A 16,694-nucleotide genomic window follows, 5' to 3' on the forward strand; every position below is an offset into this window, starting at 1 on the left:
GGCGAGACCATGAAGCTCACCATCGAGCGCGCGACGCTGCTCAAGGCCCTCGGACACGTTCAGGCCGTCGTTGAACGACGCAACACGATCCCCATCCTGTCGAACGTTCTGATCAACGCCGAAGGCGGATTCGCCCGCTTCACTGCGACCGATCTCGACATGGAGATCGTGGAGGAGGCCGAGGCCAAGTCCGAACGCGACGGCGTCGTCACCGCCCCGGCCCACACCCTCTACGAGATCGCGCGCAAGCTGCCCGAAGGCAGCCAGGTGACGTTGGAGCTGTCCGGCGATGATCCGCGCCTGGCGCTGTCGGCCGGGCGCTCGCGCTTCAATCTGCCGGTCCTGCCGCCGGGCGATTTTCCTGTCATGCCCAGCGAAGACCTCGCTGTGAGCTTCGCCGCGCCCGCCAGCGAGATCGCGCGCCTCATCGACAAGACCCGCTTTGCGGTCTCCACCGAGGAGACGCGCTATTATCTCAACGGCATACATCTGCACGCCGCCGAGCGCGACGGCCGCAAAACCTTGCGCGCCGTGGCCACCGACGGCCACCGTCTGGCGCTGGCCGAGACCGACCTGCCCGACGGCGCCGGCGCCATGCCGGCGGTCATCGTGCCGCGCAAACCGATCCAGGAGCTGCGCCGTCTGCTCGAGGATATGGAGGGCGATGTCGAGATATCGGTGAGCGACGGCAAGATCCGCTTCCGGCTGGGTGCGGCGGTGCTCACCTCCAAACTCATCGACGGGACCTTCCCCGACTATGAGCGGGTGATTCCGCGCGGTAATGACAAGATCATGCGCGTCGACCGGGCGCCGTTCGCCCAGGCCGTCGACCGCGTCGCCACGATCAGCCAGGAAAAGTCGCGTTCGGTGAAACTGGCGTTGGCCGAAGGCCAGCTCACCCTCACCGTGAACAACCCGGAAAGCGGAGCGGCGAGCGAAGAGCTGGCCGTGGACTATTCCAGCGATGAAATTGCGATCGGCTTCAACGCCCGCTATCTGCTGGACGTGGCCGGTCAGATCGAGGGCGATGAAGCGATCTTTGAATTCGCCGATTCCGGCTCGCCCACGCGGGTGACGGACTCCGGGGACAAGGACGCCGAATACGTGCTGATGCCGCTTCGGGTGTGAGCCAGGACACCGCGTCCAACCCCGCGCCGGACATGCCGGCGGTGACAAGACTGAAGCTCACCGGCTTTCGCAATTACGCGCATCTGGACCTTCGCCTTGATGGACGGCCGGTGACGCTGTTCGGTCCCAACGGGGCGGGAAAGACCAATCTGGTTGAAGCGGTGAGCTTTCTCGGGCCGGGGCGCGGTGTCCGCGCCGCCGGCTCGGAGGCGGTGCGCATGAAGACCGCCGACGGCCCGGCGCCGATCTGGGCGGTCTACGCCGAAGCGATGACGCGCGAAGGCGCGGTGAGCCTCGCCACCGGCTCTGATCCCGCCGAACCCTCGCGTCGCAAGACCCGCCTTGACGGCGCCGCAGCGACGCAGGCCGAGCTGGCGCGCCTGTTTCCCCTGGTGTGGCTCACCCCGCGAGAAGACCGGCTCTGGGCCGGACCGCGCGCCGACCGGCTGAAATTCTTTGATCGTCTGGTTCTGGCGGGCGCCCCCGATCATGCGGGCGAAGCCTCGGCCTATGACAAGGCCCAGAGGGAGCGCCAGCGCCTGCTGGACCGCATGGAAGAGGGCGGGCGCGCCGATCCGGTCTGGCTGGACGCGCTGGAAGCTGAAATGGCCCAGCGCGGGGTCGCCGTGGCGGCCGCGCGTCTGGACGCCCTGGCCCGGCTGCAGGCGGAGATCGACGCCAGGCCTGACAGCGCGTTTCCCAAGGCCGATCTGGAACTGGAAGGCGTCATCGAGGTGCGTCTGGCCGGCGGCCTGAAGGCTGGCGAGGCCGAGGACTGGTTCCAGGACGCGTTGAAGCAGGCGCGCCGGCGCGACGGCGCCGCCGGGCGCGCGCTCACCGGACCTCACCGCACCGAGCTCGCTGCACGCCACCGCGACAAGGATCAGGCGGCCGTGGATTGCTCCACCGGCGAGCAGAAGGCGCTGGTTCTGGGTCTCGCTCTGGCCCAGGCCGGGGCGGTGAAGCGCAGCCTGGGCGCGGCGCCGGTGCTGATTCTGGATGAAGCCTGCGCCCATCTTGACGCGGCGCGGCGCGCCGGCCTCGCCGAGGCGATCCTGGCGCTGGAGACCCAGGCCTGGCTCACCGGCGTGGAGCCGGTGCTGTTTGAACCCTTCGGCGACGGGGCTCAGCGCATCGCCGTGGTGGAGGGGACGGCGCGGCCCATGGCGTAGGCCGACGCCGCAGCTCTCCATGATCCCTGAACGCCTCACATGCGTCTGGCGTCGGCGCGTTCCTGCATCTGATGGGCGATGAGGGCGCCCAGCAGGTTCATCCGCGGCGCGGGGGCGCGGCCGTCGGCCATGCGGATGATGTTTCGATAGAAAAACGACATGGCGGCGAAGCCGTTGGCCGCCTTCATCAGATCGCTGGGCGAGGCCGGCCCGAAATACCCGGACCCCAGCGTCAGGCTCCGCTCATGGGCGGGCAGGGCGTCCAGTCCGCCGCCCAGAAGCCGCGCCGGCGCGTCGGGAAGGACGCAGAGCGGCCGGCCCAGGCCGATGAGCGCGACGCCGCTGTCCACCGCGTCCTCCATGGCGGCCCTGGAGCGAAAACCGCCGGTGACCATGACCGGCGTTTTCGCGGTCTCGAGGACCTCTTCGGCATAGGCCATGAAATAGGCCTCGCGGGCTTTCGTGCTGCCCCGCACCTCGCCTTCAAAAACCGGCTGCGGGCCTTCAATGCCCATCATCCTGGGCTGCTCGTAATTGCCGCCGGAGACCTCCAGAAGGTCGACGCCTTCAGCGTCCAGCATGGCGACGACGCGCTTGCAGTCCTCAAAATCGAACCCGCCCTTCTGGAAGTCCGACGAGTTCAGCTTCACGCTCAGCGCCTTGTCCGGCCCGATGGCGGCGCGCACCGCGCGCACGGTCTCGATGAGGATCCGCGCACGGTTCTCAAGGCTCCCACCCCAGGAGTCGGTGCGCTGATTGACCAGCGGGTTGAGGAACTCGCTGATCAGATAGCCGTGGGCGGCGTGGACCTGCACCCCGTCAAAGCCGGCCTCCACACACGTTTTCGCGGTGCGGGCGAAGCGCGCGATGATGTCCTCGATCTCCGCCTCGGTGAGGGCGCGCGGTCTGGCGAACACGCCGCCGGGCAGCTTCACCGCCACCGCCGACGGGCCCACGGGTTCGGGCGCGATCGTGGCCGGGCTCTGCCGGCCGGCGTGGGAGATCTGGGCGATGGCCACCGACCCGCCGGATTTCGCCGCCCCGGCGAAGGCTTCCAGCCCCGCCATGGAGGCGGCGTCCAGGGCGCCGTCCACCACGATATTCGCCGGACGCTCGCGATAGCGGCCGTCCACCATGATGTTTCCCGTGAGGATCAATCCGGCGCCGCCCTCGCTCCATAGCCTGTAGAGACGAGCGATCCGCACACCGGCGCGCCCGCCGGACTCGGCCAGGCCTTCTGTCATCGCCGCCTTGGCGAGTCGATTGGGGATTGAAATCCCGCACGGCAACGTGAACGCTGACGACAGAACGGTCATGAAAGTGAGCTCCGATGCTCGAAACGGTCCAGAACCATGGCGGTCTTGGCGTGCGCCGCTTCATCGCCCGCCACATGGCGCGCCAGGCCGGCCGCCTGACGCTGTCTCCTGATAATCCGCGCCAGGTCGCCCGCGCGCGGATGAACAAATCCGGCGACCGGTTGCCCGGCGCGCCCGGCGTCACCGTAGACCAGATTGAGCTGGCCGGGCGGCCGACGCTGCGCTTCATACCGCAAAACCGGCGGCCGGGGACCATCCTGTTTTTCCACGGCGGCGGATATTCGCTCGGGTCGCCCCAGAGCCACAAACCGCTCGTTTCGCGCCTGTCGGCCCTGTTCGGTCTGGAGGCGTTGTCGGTGGATTACCGCCTGGCGCCCGAACATGTCTGCCCTGATGGCGTGGAGGACGCCGAGGACGCGCTTCAGGTCGTGCGCAAGCAGACCGAAGGCCCGCTCATCGTCGCCGGCGACAGCGCGGGAGGGGGCCTGACGCTCGCGGGCGTGATCCGTCACCGCGACGCCGGGCGGCCCATGCCGGACGCGCTCTACCTGCTCTCGCCCTGGACCGATCTGTCTCTGTCCGGCGACAGCGTGGCCAGCCGGGCCCGCCAGGATCCCATGCTCACGCCGACGGCGCTTCAGGCGGGGGCCGCGCTTTACCTGGACGGCCGCGATCCGCGCGATCCGGAGGCTTCGCCGCTGTTCGCCGACCTCAAGGGTCTGCCGCCGACCTTCGTTCAGGTGGGCCGCGATGAGATCCTGCTGGACGATTCCACCCGCCTCATGGCGCGGCTGGACGAGGCGGGCGTGGACGCCCATTGCGAGATCTGGAAGGGCATGTTCCACGATTTCCAGATGTTCGCGCCGCTCCTGAAGGAAGCCGACACCGCCCTCGAGCGCGCCAAGGCCTGGATCGAACCGCGGCTGGGATGAGGGCGCGGGCCGTCCGGCCGCCGGCCGGCCGATCGGCCGCTCAAGTGTCAGAGCATGCCCCGATTCCGTGAAACCGGGTCCTGCTCCAGGCGAGGTGGGGCGGGTGTCCATCAAACACCGAATATATTTATGCCGCACACGCGCAAACCGCCCGCCGCAAGATTTGCGCGAGGTGATGAGTGTGGCGAGGGCGGCGCGGGAGGATCCAGGCCGGCTCTNTTRTGTWTTTGGAGGCCGGATACGACCCCCGCGCCGCTGAGGTGATTTTTCGGTCAGCGGGACTCAACGGAACCTCCCCGTCTACCCGTAACCCGCCGCTTTGCGGACCGGTGCGTTAGCCGGAACTCACTCGGGACACCCCGTCAKTCCCGCCCGAACAGGACGCTCCGGAGCGGCCTCGCCTGCGGGATGACGGGGGTGATTATGSGGGAGGSGARAGWGGGGGCGGATAAGTTCTACGCTGTCATCCCGGCCAAGCCCGCCCCGCGGGCGCAGAGCCGGGACCTCAAGCCGTTGAAACCCGGAAGCTTCATCTGCAATGTGTGAGGTCCCGGCTCTGCGCGCTGACGCGCTCCGGCCGGGATGACAGCGGCGGATAAAGCGYCTGCRMGGCCGCACTGGGTCCCYGCTTTCGCGGGGATGACGAAAGGGGGGCGGTCTGGAGAGCCGTTGAAGCTGGATGCCGCCGCAAATCTATACCCGGTTCCCGGTTTCATCCCCGGCTTGGGGGCCGGGGGGAAGACCGGGATCTGCGGCGGCCGGCCGGGGATGACCGGGTTTGCGGACCGGTCAGCGGGCCAGGCGCCAGTTCGCCTCGTCGTCCTTGTTCAGCGTCATGGCGAAGCTGGTGGCCAGACCTGACCAGTTATTGGTGATGACGCCGCCTTCGGTCTTGTACCAGCTGGGGCAGTCGCCGGCCCATACGGTCTTGGCGAGCTTTTTCTGGAGCCGGGTGTTGAACGCGTCTTCGGCTTCCGGCGTGACGTCCATCACCTTGATGCGCTGCGAGATCAGCTTTGCGACGCGCCGGGCGACGTATTCGGCCTGGCGCTCCAGCATGAAGATGATGGAGTTGTGGCCCAGATTGGTGTTCGGCCCGTAGAGCATGAACAGGTTGGGAAACCCCGACACCGCCACGCCGCGATAGGCGCGCGGGGTTCCCGCCCAGTGCTCTTTCAGGGTCTGGCCCTGGAGCCCCACCACGTCGAGGCTGGACAGAAATTCGGTGGCGTTGAAGCCGGTGGCGAAAATGATCGCGTCGGCGGGCACGCGCTGGCCGTCCGGGGTGAGGATCGCATCGGCTTCAAGGCGCGCGGCGCGCCGGGCGATGAGGCGGACGTTTTTGCGCTGCAGCGTCTCCAGATAGTCATTGGACAAGAGGATGCGCTTGCAGCCCGGCGCGTACTCCGGCGTGAGCATTTCGCGCAGGCCCTTGTTAGGCACGCGCTTGTTCAGCTGGGCTTTGAGCCGGCTGCGGGTGTAGGCGCTGGCCAGCGAGTTGGAGAGGAAGGCGGGAAAGCGCGCCTCGTGGATCAGGTAGCTGACGCGCCGATAGAGCCTGTGCCATCCTGGCGCCTTGGCGAACAGCCATTGCTCCAGGGGCGTGAAGGCGCGGTCGGGCTTTTCGATCACCCAGTTGGGCGTGCGCTGGAACACCGTGACCAAGCGGGCGGTCCTCGCGATTTCCGGCAGGAGCTGCACGGCGCTGGCCGCATTGCCGATGACGCTCACATGCTTGCCGGCGTAATCCACGTCCGGGTTCCAGGCGCCGGTATGGACCATGGGGCCTTCAAAGCGCTCAAAATCCTTGATCTGCGGCACGGACGGCTCGGCGAGCTGGCCCACGGCGCTGACCACGGCGCGCGCCGTCATCTGCGCCCCGTCGGAGAATTTAAGCGTCCAGCGCCCGGCGTCCGCGTCGAACACCATGGCTGTGACCGTGCGGTTGAAGCGCAGATGGGGGCGCAGGCCAAGCTCGTCGGCCGCCCGCTCCAGATAGGCGAGGATTTCGCTCTGGGGCGAGAATTTCCGGCTCCAGGCCGGGTTGAGGAAGAAGGAGAAGGAATAAAGATGGCTCGGCACGTCGCACGCGGCGCCGGGATAGGTGTTCGCCCGCCACACCCCGCCCACGCCGTCGGCGCGGTCGAGGATGACGAAGTCCTTCACGCCTTCCTCTTTCAGCCGATGGCCCATGGCGATTCCGGCGAAGCCGGCGCCGATGACGGCGACGGAGACTTCGGCGGGCAGGTCGGTATGGCGCTTGCCGAAGGGCCGTTCGGGTTCAGGCGTCGTCCTTGGCATACATCTCGTCCACCAGCGCCTTGTTGCGGTCCACGACCACGTTGCGGCGCACTTTCAGGGTCGGCGTCAATTCTCCGTTCTCCACGCTTAAGGCATGGTCAAGAACCCTGAATTTGCGGACGTTTTCCACCCGCGCATGGCGGGTGTTGACCTGATCCACATAGGCCTGAAGGGCGGCGGTCAGCGCCTCGCTCCCCCGCGCCTCATCCGGCGACACCGCCTGCTTCCTGGCGAAATCGCCAAGCCCGTCTTCGGACAGGGTCAGCAGTGCGGTGAGATAGGGGCGGGCGTCGCCCACCACGACCGCATGCTCGATGAGCGCTGCGTTCATCAGATCGGTTTCCAGATTGGCCGGTGTGATGTTCTTGCCGCCCGAGGTAATGATGATGTCCTTGATGCGCCCAGTGATGTAGACAAAGCCGTCCTCGTCCATGCGCACGATGTCGCCGGTCTTCATCCAGCCGTCGCGGGTGAACGTGTTCTCGGTGGCTTCGTTATTCTTCATGTAGCCGGCGAACACGTTGGGCCCGCGCACCTGCAGCTCGCCCTCTTCAGAGAGGCGGCTCTCCATGTGCGGGATCATCTTTCCCACCGAACCGAAGCGCACGGCGCCGGGCCGCGAAAAGGCCGTGGGGGCGCTGGTCTCCGACTGGCCGTAGCCTTCATGGATGATCAGATCGAGCCCGGCGAAGAACCACAGAACTTCCGGCGAGATCGGCGCGGCGCCGGAGATCAGCATGCGCGCCTCGTCCATGCCCAGCGCAGCCTTGATCTTCGACAGCACCAGCGCATTGGCGAGGTTTTTCTGCACGCTCAGGAGCGGTCCCGGCGTTTCGCCGGCGAGCTTCACCTCGTGCCAGCGCCTTGCGGTCTTCATGGCCCAGGCGGCGAGCCTGGCTTTCGTGCCGGTGGCTTCGCCGATGCGCGCGCGCAGGGTTTCGTGCATCTTCTCCCAGACGCGCGGCACGCCGAAGAACACGGTGGGCTTCACGGATTTGAGGTCTTCGGCCAGCATGTCCATGGAGCGCGCAAAGTGCAGCGTCGCGCCGGAGACCACGTGATTGTGCACGCTGGATTGCTGCTCGGCCACGTGGGCGATGGGCAGGTAGGAGAGCGTCTTGTCGCCGATCTGAGCCCCGAACATGTCCACCAGCATGGCCGAGGACCAGGACAGATTGCCGTGGGTGAGCATCACCGCCTTGGGCGGGCCTGTGGTGCCGGAGGTGTAGATGAGCACGCCCACCGTCTCCTCCTCGATGGCGGCCATGCGCTGCGAGACGGCGTTGTCGAAATCGGGTTTGCCCAGCGCCAGGAACTGGCCCCAGGAGAGCACGTCCGGGTGATCGCCGGCGGGGCCCTCCATCACCACGATGGTCTCCAGATGCGGGCATTCGGCCTTCAGCTGCAGCGCCTGCTCCACATGTTCGGCGGTCTCGACGAGAAACACCGGCGCTTCGGAGTGCTGCAGGATATAGGCGATCTCCGGCGGCGCGCTGGTCCAGTAGACCCCGGCGGGGCGGGCGCGTGCGGCCATGGCGGCGATGGCCATGGTGGTCCATTCCGGCCGGTTATAGCCGAGGATCGCCACGCAATCGTCCGGCTGCACGCCCAGCGCCACAAGCGCGCGGGCGGCGCGGCGCGTGGTGTCGGCGTAGTCCTTCCAGCTCGTGGCCACCCAGCCGGAGCCGTCATGGGTCTTGTAGGCCGCCGCGTCCGGGCGGACGCGGGCCTGCTCGATGAGCCGGGCCGGGGTCGACGGAAAAAGCTTCGCGTCGCCGATCCTAGGCAGTTCGCTCGCGCGCGCCTCCATGGGTGTCCTCCCGCAATTTCATGATTTTGCGCGCCTCCTCAGGAGACGCGATGTCCCGGCCCGCCTTGCGGGCGCAGTCGGCCAGCGCATCGATGAGCTGGCCGTTGCCGGTCGCCCGCTCGCCGTTCGGCAGATAGAAGGTGTCCTCGAGGCCCGTGCGCAGCATGCCGCCAAGCTCGGCGGTGCGCTGGTGCACCGGCCAGATCTCCTCGCGTCCGATGAGCGTCGTCTGCCAGGGATCGCCCTCGCGCTTGTAGTCGAGCAGAAGCTCCAGAAGCCGGGCGTCCACCGGCATGCCCGACGCCACGCCCATGACGAAATTATAGTGGGCCGCCGGCGCCATGCCGTTCTCGATATACATGTTCACACAGCGCACGATGCCCACGTCGAAGCATTCAAACTCGGGGTGCGCGCCCACCGTGTTCATGGCGTCGATCATCGTCTGGATCTTCTCCACCGGATTATCGAACATCATGGGCGGCCAGGCCCAGGACCCGTCGCGCTTGAGTTTCAGATAGTTCAGAGACCCGGCGTTGCAGGCCGCGACCTCGGGCTTCACCCGCTTGACCACCGCCACCGGGCCGGAGACGTCGGGGCCCACCACGCCGGTGGTGGAGTTGATGATGACGCCGGGGCATTCGCTGCGGATCGCCTCGACGATCTCGGCGGCCACGTCCGGGTCCCAGCTGGGGAAATGGCCATGATCGGCGTCCTGCATGCGATAGTGCACATGCATGACCGACGCGCCGGCGTTGAACGCCTCGCGCGCGCTTTTCGCCATCTGCTCAGGCGTCACCGGAACAGGATGGGTTTTGGGGTTGGTCAGCACGCCGTTCAGCGAGCAGGTGAGGACGGCCTTGGTCATGGGTTTAATCCTGAGCTGCTAAATCGAGTTCGATCAAGACGAATCCGCTCGCCGCTTGCGCGCCGGGCTCGGTATTCACGGCCTTCACCGTTCCGTCGGCGTCGGCGGTGAGGCGCATCTCCATCTTCATGGCCTCCATCACGGCCAGCACGTCGCCGGCCTTCACCGCGTCGCCCGGCTTCACATTCACCATCGCCACTGCGCCAGACACTGGGGCGGTGATCTTCGACGGATCGGCGGCTGGATCGCGGTTGACGGGGGAGGGCTCCTTCACGCGCACCATCTGTCCGGGCAGGCCCAGATGCAGGGCGCCGTCTTTGGTCCTGGCCGCGGGCAAGGTCCGCGTGCGCCCGTCCTGACGCAGGGTCAGCGCGCCGTCGCCGAAGCTGAGGACGGCGATCTGCGCCTGCTCCTCGCCGTGCGTGACGATGACCCCGCCGCCGGGAGTCTGCTTCACCTGAACCGTGGCGGTCTCGCCGCCGGCTTCCAGGTCGATTTCAAACCGCCTCACCGAGCCGGAGCGCAGCACGGGTCCGCGCGGATCGGCCAGGTGCGCCGCGGCGACGGCCCAGGCCTCGAAGGGTATCGCGACCGGCTCGAACGGCCCGGATTTGTCCTCCGCCCACTGGTCCAGATCGGACGTGCGGATCTCCCCGGCGCGAAAGCGCGCATCGTCGATCAGGCGCAGCAGGAAATCACGATTGGTGGTGACGCCCAGCAGCGGCGCGCGGCGCAGATGATCGCGCAGGCTGTCCAGCGCCGCGTCGCGGGTGTCGCCGACGCCGATCAGCTTGGCGACCATGGCGTCATAATCGGTCCCGATCCGGTCGCCGGTCTCGACCCCTGAATCCACGCGCAGATCGGCGGTCTCCGGGTCGTACCAGGCGATCTCGCCCGATTGCGGCGCGAAGCCGTTGAGCGGATCTTCCGCATAGAGACGCAGCTCCACCGCATGGCCGGTGAGCGCCACGTCGTCCTGGGTCAGCGGCAGCGGCGCGCCGGCGGCCAGGTCGAACTGCAGCTGCACCAGATTGAGCCCGGTCACCTCCTCGGTGACCGGATGTTCCACCTGCAGCCGGGTGTTCATTTCCAGGAAGTAATACGCGCCCTCATCGTCCAGCAGGAACTCCACCGTGCCCGCGCCCACATAGTTCACCGCCTTGGCCGCCGCGACCGCGTCCGCGCCCATGCGCGCGCGCAGGTCAGCATCGACAGCAGGCGAGGGCGCTTCCTCGATCACTTTCTGGCGCCGGCGCTGGGCCGAGCAGTCGCGCTCACCCAGATGGATCGTGTTTCCGTGGGCGTCGGCGAAGATCTGGATCTCCACATGGCGGCCGCGTTCGATGAATTTTTCCAGCAGCACGGTGGAATCGCCAAAGCTCGACTGCGCCTCGCGCCGGGCCGAGGCCAGCGCCTCGTCAAACGCGGCCGTGTCGCGCACCACCCGCATGCCCCGCCCGCCGCCGCCGGCCACGGCCTTGATGAGCAGCGGATAGCCGATGGCGTCGGCCTCGACTTTCAGCGCCGCGTCGTCCTGCTCCCCGCCCTGGGCAATGTCTCCTTCGGCGCCCTGCCAGCCGGGCACACAGGGCACGCCGGCCTTGATCATCAGCGCCTTGGCGCGCGCCTTGTCGCCCATGGCCTCGATGGCTTCGGGCGGCGGACCGATCCAGATCAGCCCCGCCTCGATCACCGCCCGGGCGAAGGCTGCGTTTTCGCTCAGAAACCCGTAGCCTGGATGGATCGCCTCGGCGCCGGTGGTCTTCGCCGCATCAAGGATCGCCGCGATGTTCAGATAGCTCTCACCCGCCGGCGCCGGGCCGATGCGCACCGCCTCGTCGGCCTCGCGCACATGAAGGGCGCCCGCGTCGGCGTCGGAATACACGGCGATGGCCCGCATCCCCGCCGCCCGCGCCTCACCCAGCACCCGCACGGCGATCTCGCCGCGATTGGCGACGAGCACGGAAGTGAAGGGGCGGGTCAGCATGAGAGTGTCCGGTCCTTGCGCGCCATGGCGGGCTCGGTGGCGCGTGGCGTCAGGCTTTCAAGATGCGGCGCCGCACCCCACCCGACCGCGCCTGCGGCGCGCCCACCCTCCCCATGAAGGGGAGGGACAAAAAACGCCGTACTCTGTCCTCGCCCTTCATGGGGGAGGTGCGCCGCGCGCAGCGCGGGGCGGAGGGGGTGCGGCGCGCGACCCATCACTGCGCCCATTTCGGTTTGCGCTTCTCCAGAAAGGCCGTCATGCCTTCCGCGCCCTCTTCGCTGCGGGCGGCCGTGGCGAAGGCGGCGGCGGCGTCGGCGACGAGGCTCGCCGGGTCTTCAAGGCGGGCGCGGCGCATGAGCGTTTTGGTGGCCGCGATGGCGCCCGGCGCGCCCAGCTTGATCTGGTCCAGCGTCGATGCGAGCGCCTTGTCCAGCGCGCCCTCGCCGGAGCACAGATGATGGGCGAGCCCGATCTGGATCGCCTGGCGGGCGTCGAGCCTTCCGCCGGTGACAGCCAGGCGGCGTGCTTCTGAGTAGCCGAGCCGCTCCACCAGGAAGGGCGCGATCTGCGCCGGGATCAGGCCCAGCCCGGTTTCAGGCAGGCGGAACTGGGCGCTTTCTTCGGCGATGACCACGTCCGCGACAGACGCCAGCCCGAACCCGCCGCCCATCACCGCCCCTTCCACCACGCACACAACTGGAAGGCCGGTCTCGGCGTAGGCGGCGCAGAGCTTGCCGAAGCGGGCGTTCACCTCGGCCACCGGATCGGTGTCCGTGACCGGGCGGCCTTGGGCCGCGCCCATGTCCTTGATGTCGCCGCCGGAGCAGAAATGCCCGCCGGCGCCGCGCAGCACCACCGCCCGGTCGCCCGCCGTCTCGGCCTCCTTGAGGCCGTCCAGCAGGGCGTCCACCATGGCCAGCGACATGGCGTTGCGCAATTCGGGGCGGTTCAGCGTGAGGTGCAGCACCCCCGCCTCGCGGCGTTTTTCAACCACATCAGGCATTGCCGGCGGGCGCCTCTTTTTTACGCTTGGGCAGCGTGCCTTCGTATTTGGCGATGATGCCCAGCATGATTTCGTCCGCGCCGCCGCCGATGGAGATCAGGCGCCCGTCGCGGAAGGCGCGGCTCAAGGGATTGTCGGCCGTGTAGCCCATGCCGCCCCAGTATTGCAGGCAGGAATCGGCGATCTCGCGCGCCAGCCGCCCGGTCTTCAGCTTGGCCATGGAGGCGAGCTTGGTGACGTCCTTGCCCTCGTTGAAATCCTCCACGCAGCGATACACCAGCGAGCGCAAGAGCTCGACTTCGGTGCGAAGCTCGGCCAGGCGGAAATGGATCACCTGATTGTCCAGCAGCGGCTGACCGAAGGTCTTGCGCTCCTTGGTGTATTCGATGGTCAGGTCGATCTGGCGGTCGAACGCCTTCAGGCTGGAGGCGGCGCCGTAGATGCGCTCCTCCTGGAATTGCAGCATCTGATAGATGAAGCCCGCACCCTCCTCGCCGATGAGATTACGCTTGGGCACCCGCACATCGTCAAAGAAGATCTGGGCGGTGTCGGAGGAGTGCATGCCGATCTTGTGGATCTTCTGACGTTCGATGCCCGGCGTATCCATGGGCACCATGATCAGCGACTTGTTGGAGTGCGGCTTGCCGTCGGAGGTGTTGGCCAGAAGGCAGCACCAGTCGGCTTTCAGACCGTTGGTGATCCACATTTTCGAGCCGTTGATGACATAGTCGTCGCCGTCGGATTTTGCGTTGGTCTTCACCGCCGCCACGTCCGATCCGCCGCCGGCTTCGGAGACGCCGAGGCAGCCCACCATGTCGCCGGAAATCGCCGGGGCGAGGAACTCCTGACACAATTCCTCAGACCCGAAGCGCGCCAGCGCCGGCGTGCACATGTCGGTGTGCACGCCAATCGCCATGGGCACGCCGCCGCAATCGATGAGGCCCAGCTCCTCGGCGAGGACCAGGCTGTAGGACATGTCCAGCCCGGCGCCGCCGTACTTCTCCGGCCAGCGCAGGCCCAGAAGGCCCATATCGCCCATCTTCTTGAACACCTCGTGGGAGGGAAACTCGCCGGCCGCCTCCCAGGCTTCCACGTGGGGATTGATTTCGTTGGTCACGAATTTCGCGACCGTGTCGCGCAGGGCGTCGTGTTCAGGGGTGAAGTTCATGGGTCAGGCTCCTCTCAGCGGAGAAAGTGGGTGGCGCAGCATCTTGAACTCCCTCCCCCTTGCGGGGAGGGTGGGCGCGCCGTAAGGCGCGGTCGGGTGGGGGTGAGCCGCAGGCGTGAGCGTTATGAAGGATGGCGCGAACACCCCCTCCGTCCCGAAGCGGAGCTTCGGGCCACCTCCCCCGCGAAGGGGGAGGAGTGCTGCAGCGCCTTGCTTTGAAGGTCCTTCGAGGCTCCCCCGGATCGAAGTCCGCGGTCGCACCTCAGGATGAGGATAAAGATGGAGTCCGGCAGTCCTCATCCTGAGGAGTCTTTTTCGAAGAAAAAGCCTCGAAGGACGCACCGCGGCTCCGTTGATCCGGGGCGAGTCATTCCTCACAGCCGCGCCACCCCGAACGTGTTCGCCTTTAGCGTCCGCGCCTCGCCCTCGGCGCAAATGTTCAGGGCTTCGATGAGCACGGCGCGGGTCTCGCGGGGGTCGATGATTCCGTCATCCCAAAGCCTCGCGCTGGCGAACAGGGCCTGGGACTGATCGGTCAGGCCCTGCTCGATCATGGCCGACATCTGGGCGAGGCTCTCCTCGTCGGTGTCCACGCCGGCGCGGGCGTTTTTCTGGCGGGTGACGATCTCCATCACCTTGGCGGCCTGGGCGCCGCCCATCACCGCGGTGCGCGCGGTGGGCCAGGCGAAGATGAAGCGGGGGTCGAAGCCGCGCCCGCACATGCCGTAATTGCCGGCGCCGTAGGAGCCGCCCAGCACGATGGTGATCTTGGCCACGCGGGCATTCGCCACCGCCTGGATCATCTTTGATCCGTGCTTGATGGCGCCGTCGCGCTCGGCCTTCGTGCCCACCATGTAGCCGGTGGTGTTCTGCAGGAAGATCAGCGGCGTGTTCGACTGATCGCAGAGCTGAATGAACTGGCCGGCCTTGGTGGAGCCCTGCGGCTGGATCGGCCCGTTATTGCCGATCAGGCCCACCAGATGTCCGCCGATGCGGGCGTGGCCGCACACGGTCTCCGGCGCGTAGCGCGCCTTGAATTCCAGAAAGTCCGAGCCGTCCGCCAGGCGCGCGATCACCTCGCGCACGTCATAGGGCGTGCGATCATCGGCCGGCACGATTCCCATCAGGTCCTCAGCCGGATAGGCCGGGCCTTCGCCGTCGAAGGGCGGCGAGGCGGCGTCCCAGTTCAGCTTGTCCAGGATCTCGCGGGCATAGGCGAGAGCCTGCTTGTCGTCGTCGGCGACGTATTCGCCAAGCCCCGTGACCTCGCCATGGAGATCGGCGCCGCCGAGGGATTCATCATCGGAATCCTCGCCGATGGCGGCTTTCACAAGCGGCGGTCCGGCCAGGAAGATTTTCGATTTCTCGCGCACCAGCACGACATAGTCGGACAGGCCCGGCAGGTACGCGCCCCCGGCGGTGGAGCTGCCGTGCACCACCGCGATCTGCGGGATGCCGGCGGCGCTCATGCGCGCCTGATTGGCGAAGCTGCGCCCGCCATCGACGAAGATTTCCGCCTGATAGAGCAGGTTCGCGCCGCCGGACTCCACCAGATGGATCATGGGCAGCTTGTTTGTGAACGCGATTTCCTGGGCGCGCAGGGATTTCTTCAAACCCATGGGCGCGATGGTGCCGCCCTTGATGGCGCTGTCGGACGCGCTGACCACGCAGCGCTTTCCCGCCACCACGCCGATCCCGGTGACCATGCCGCCGCCCGACGCGCCGCGCGCGCCGTCATCATCGTGCATGTTCAGACCGGCCAGCGGCGCGATCTCCAGAAACGGCCGGTCGCGGTCCAGCAGCCGCGCCACCCGCTCGCGGGGCAGGATCTGGCCGCGCTCTTCAAACCGGGCCTTCTTGGACTCAGAATTGGCGCGCACCTGATCTTCCAGCGCGCGCACCTTGGCCAGCTTTTCGGCCATGGCGTCCACGGCGCGGCGATAATCGTCGGATCCGGTATTGAGGCGGGAGGTGAGCTTCGGCATCAGCTATCTTCGCCCCGCAGGACCTTCGGGTCCACCGCGCGGTGAAAGCCGTTGAACACCTCGCTCTTGTCGTGGGCTTCCAGCGGCCAGTGGCGCTCGCCCAGCGGGGCGCCGCCATCCACCTGAAGCTGGACGCCCGTGATGAAGGCCGCAGCCGGCGAGAGCAGGAACACCACCGCCGCGCTGACTTCGGCTTCGCTGCCCAGGCGCTGGGCGGGCAGGTGTTGTTTGAGATACGGGATCGCCGCGCGGAACGCGCCGCCATAGGTGTCCATGCCCGAACTGGCGATCCAGCCCGGCGCTACGGCGTTCACGCGCACGCCGTACTTTCCCCACTCCAGCGCCGCGGTCTTGGTGAGATTCTCCATCCCCGCCCGCGCCGCGCCCGAATGGGCCATGCCGGGCATGCCGTGGTGCATGTCGGCGGTGATGTTCACGACGGCGCCGCCGCGTTCCTTCATGGAGGCGTTGAACGCCGCGCGCATCATCAGCCAGCCGCCGGTGAGATTGGTGGCGAGCACCGCGTCCCAGCCCTTCTTGGAGATGTCGGCGACTTCGGCGGGGAACTGTCCGCCGGCATTGTTCACCAGCGCGTCGATGCGGCCATGCTCGGCGGTGATTTCAGCCACCGCGGCGTTCACCGCCTCCTCGTCGCGAATGTCGAAGGCGCGGGTTTGCGCCGAACCGCCGTCCTCGATGATCTCGGTTTTGACCGCGTCCAGCTTCTCCGGCTTGCGGCCGATGAGCACCAGGTGCGCCCCGAGGCTCGCCAGCTCGTGGGCGATGCAGCGGCCGATCCCGGATCCGCCGCCGGTCACAAGAATGACCCGGCCTTTGAAAAGACCGGGTCTGAAGACGCTGTCATAGCGGGCGTTTTCGGCGGTTTCGCTCATCTCTCGCCCGTCTCCTCCCTGACCGGCCCGGTTCAGCCGGGGCTCTTGTCATGGGCGTCAATCTCTCGCGGACTGACGTATACGTCAAGCGCCTCTTGTTAAGGGAAGCAGGTTCGGCTTATCGTGATTTCCAA

At 67.4% G+C, this 16,694-nt stretch carries 12 protein-coding genes; 3 read left to right on the plus strand and 9 right to left on the minus strand.

Features of this window, described 5'->3' with window-relative positions:
* Positions 1-9: 9 nt before the first annotated feature.
* Both dnaN and recF read left to right on the plus strand, forming a co-directional pair.
* A complete protein-coding gene (gene dnaN / locus ACWCOP_RS02435; protein ID WP_478249634.1) occupies positions 10-1,128 on the plus strand; it encodes a DNA polymerase III subunit beta in 1,119 nt (372 codons plus the stop codon).
* A complete protein-coding gene (gene recF / locus ACWCOP_RS02440; RefSeq protein WP_478249635.1) occupies positions 1,125-2,300 on the plus strand; it encodes a DNA replication/repair protein RecF in 1,176 nt (391 codons plus the stop codon). The genes dnaN and recF overlap by 4 nt, the downstream gene beginning before the upstream one ends.
* A 35-nt stretch (positions 2,301-2,335) precedes the next feature.
* On the opposite strand, the gene ACWCOP_RS02445 is transcribed toward recF, so the two are convergent.
* A complete protein-coding gene (locus ACWCOP_RS02445) occupies positions 2,336-3,616 on the minus strand; it encodes an NADH:flavin oxidoreductase/NADH oxidase family protein (RefSeq protein WP_478249636.1) in 1,281 nt (426 codons plus the stop codon).
* Between the two features lie 14 nt (positions 3,617-3,630).
* Between ACWCOP_RS02445 and ACWCOP_RS02450 the strand changes: the two genes are divergently transcribed.
* Positions 3,631-4,548, plus strand: a complete 918-nt coding sequence (locus tag ACWCOP_RS02450; RefSeq protein ID WP_478249637.1) for an alpha/beta hydrolase — start codon at positions 3,631-3,633, stop codon at positions 4,546-4,548.
* A gap of 789 nt (positions 4,549-5,337) precedes the next feature.
* Here the strand turns inward: ACWCOP_RS02450 and ACWCOP_RS02455 are convergent.
* The 8 genes from ACWCOP_RS02455 to ACWCOP_RS02490 all read right to left on the minus strand — a co-directional run bounded on the left by ACWCOP_RS02455 (position 5,338) and on the right by ACWCOP_RS02490 (position 16,560).
* Positions 5,338-6,849: a flavin-containing monooxygenase gene (locus tag ACWCOP_RS02455; RefSeq protein WP_478249638.1), complete on the minus strand. Its 1,512-nt coding sequence runs from the start codon at positions 6,847-6,849 to the stop codon at positions 5,338-5,340.
* Positions 6,830-8,659, minus strand: coding sequence for an AMP-dependent synthetase/ligase (locus tag ACWCOP_RS02460; RefSeq protein WP_478249639.1), 1,830 nt, complete (start codon positions 8,657-8,659; stop codon positions 6,830-6,832). The genes ACWCOP_RS02455 and ACWCOP_RS02460 overlap by 20 nt, the downstream gene beginning before the upstream one ends.
* Complete coding sequence (locus ACWCOP_RS02465; protein ID WP_478249640.1) at positions 8,631-9,524, minus strand: beta-keto acid cleavage family enzyme; 894 nt, start codon at positions 9,522-9,524, stop codon at positions 8,631-8,633. Before ACWCOP_RS02465 ends, ACWCOP_RS02460 begins: the two co-directional genes overlap by 29 nt.
* A gap of 4 nt (positions 9,525-9,528) precedes the next feature.
* Positions 9,529-11,511, minus strand: a complete 1,983-nt coding sequence (locus tag ACWCOP_RS02470) for an ATP-binding protein (RefSeq protein ID WP_478249641.1) — start codon at positions 11,509-11,511, stop codon at positions 9,529-9,531.
* Positions 11,512-11,725: 214 nt separating this feature from the next.
* Positions 11,726-12,514: an enoyl-CoA hydratase/isomerase family protein gene (locus ACWCOP_RS02475; RefSeq protein WP_478249642.1), complete on the minus strand. Its 789-nt coding sequence runs from the start codon at positions 12,512-12,514 to the stop codon at positions 11,726-11,728.
* Complete coding sequence (locus ACWCOP_RS02480; protein ID WP_478249643.1) at positions 12,507-13,682, minus strand: acyl-CoA dehydrogenase family protein; 1,176 nt, start codon at positions 13,680-13,682, stop codon at positions 12,507-12,509. Before ACWCOP_RS02480 ends, ACWCOP_RS02475 begins: the two co-directional genes overlap by 8 nt.
* A gap of 374 nt (positions 13,683-14,056) precedes the next feature.
* A complete protein-coding gene (locus ACWCOP_RS02485) occupies positions 14,057-15,667 on the minus strand; it encodes an acyl-CoA carboxylase subunit beta (RefSeq protein ID WP_478249644.1) in 1,611 nt (536 codons plus the stop codon).
* The gene (locus tag ACWCOP_RS02490; protein ID WP_478249645.1) at positions 15,667-16,560 is read right to left on the minus strand and encodes an SDR family oxidoreductase; all 894 of its coding nucleotides are present in this window, start codon (positions 16,558-16,560) and stop codon (positions 15,667-15,669) included. The genes ACWCOP_RS02485 and ACWCOP_RS02490 overlap by 1 nt, the downstream gene beginning before the upstream one ends.
* Positions 16,561-16,694: the final 134 nt, after the last annotated feature.

The sequence above is a fragment of the Apolloniradiicaulis salifontis genome (assembly GCF_053756655.1).

Excerpts from the sequence above, each read along its gene's own strand:
- ACWCOP_RS02480 (WP_478249643.1), bottom strand. The coding sequence starts at position 13,682 with ATGAACTTCACCCCTGAACACGACGCCCTGCGCGACACGGTCGCGAAA.
- ACWCOP_RS02460 (WP_478249639.1), bottom strand. The coding sequence starts at position 8,659 with ATGGAGGCGCGCGCGAGCGAACTGCCTAGGATCGGCGACGCGAAGCTT.
- ACWCOP_RS02475 (WP_478249642.1), bottom strand. The coding sequence starts at position 12,514 with ATGCCTGATGTGGTTGAAAAACGCCGCGAGGCGGGGGTGCTGCACCTC.
- ACWCOP_RS02455 (WP_478249638.1), bottom strand. The coding sequence starts at position 6,849 with ATGCCAAGGACGACGCCTGAACCCGAACGGCCCTTCGGCAAGCGCCAT.
- ACWCOP_RS02465 (WP_478249640.1), bottom strand. The coding sequence starts at position 9,524 with ATGACCAAGGCCGTCCTCACCTGCTCGCTGAACGGCGTGCTGACCAAC.
- ACWCOP_RS02490 (WP_478249645.1), bottom strand. The coding sequence starts at position 16,560 with ATGAGCGAAACCGCCGAAAACGCCCGCTATGACAGCGTCTTCAGACCC.
- ACWCOP_RS02450 (WP_478249637.1), top strand. The coding sequence starts at position 3,631 with ATGCTCGAAACGGTCCAGAACCATGGCGGTCTTGGCGTGCGCCGCTTC.
- ACWCOP_RS02485 (WP_478249644.1), bottom strand. The coding sequence starts at position 15,667 with ATGCCGAAGCTCACCTCCCGCCTCAATACCGGATCCGACGATTATCGC.
- ACWCOP_RS02445 (WP_478249636.1), bottom strand. The coding sequence starts at position 3,616 with ATGACCGTTCTGTCGTCAGCGTTCACGTTGCCGTGCGGGATTTCAATC.
- dnaN (WP_478249634.1), top strand. The coding sequence starts at position 10 with ATGAAGCTCACCATCGAGCGCGCGACGCTGCTCAAGGCCCTCGGACAC.
- ACWCOP_RS02470 (WP_478249641.1), bottom strand. The coding sequence starts at position 11,511 with ATGCTGACCCGCCCCTTCACTTCCGTGCTCGTCGCCAATCGCGGCGAG.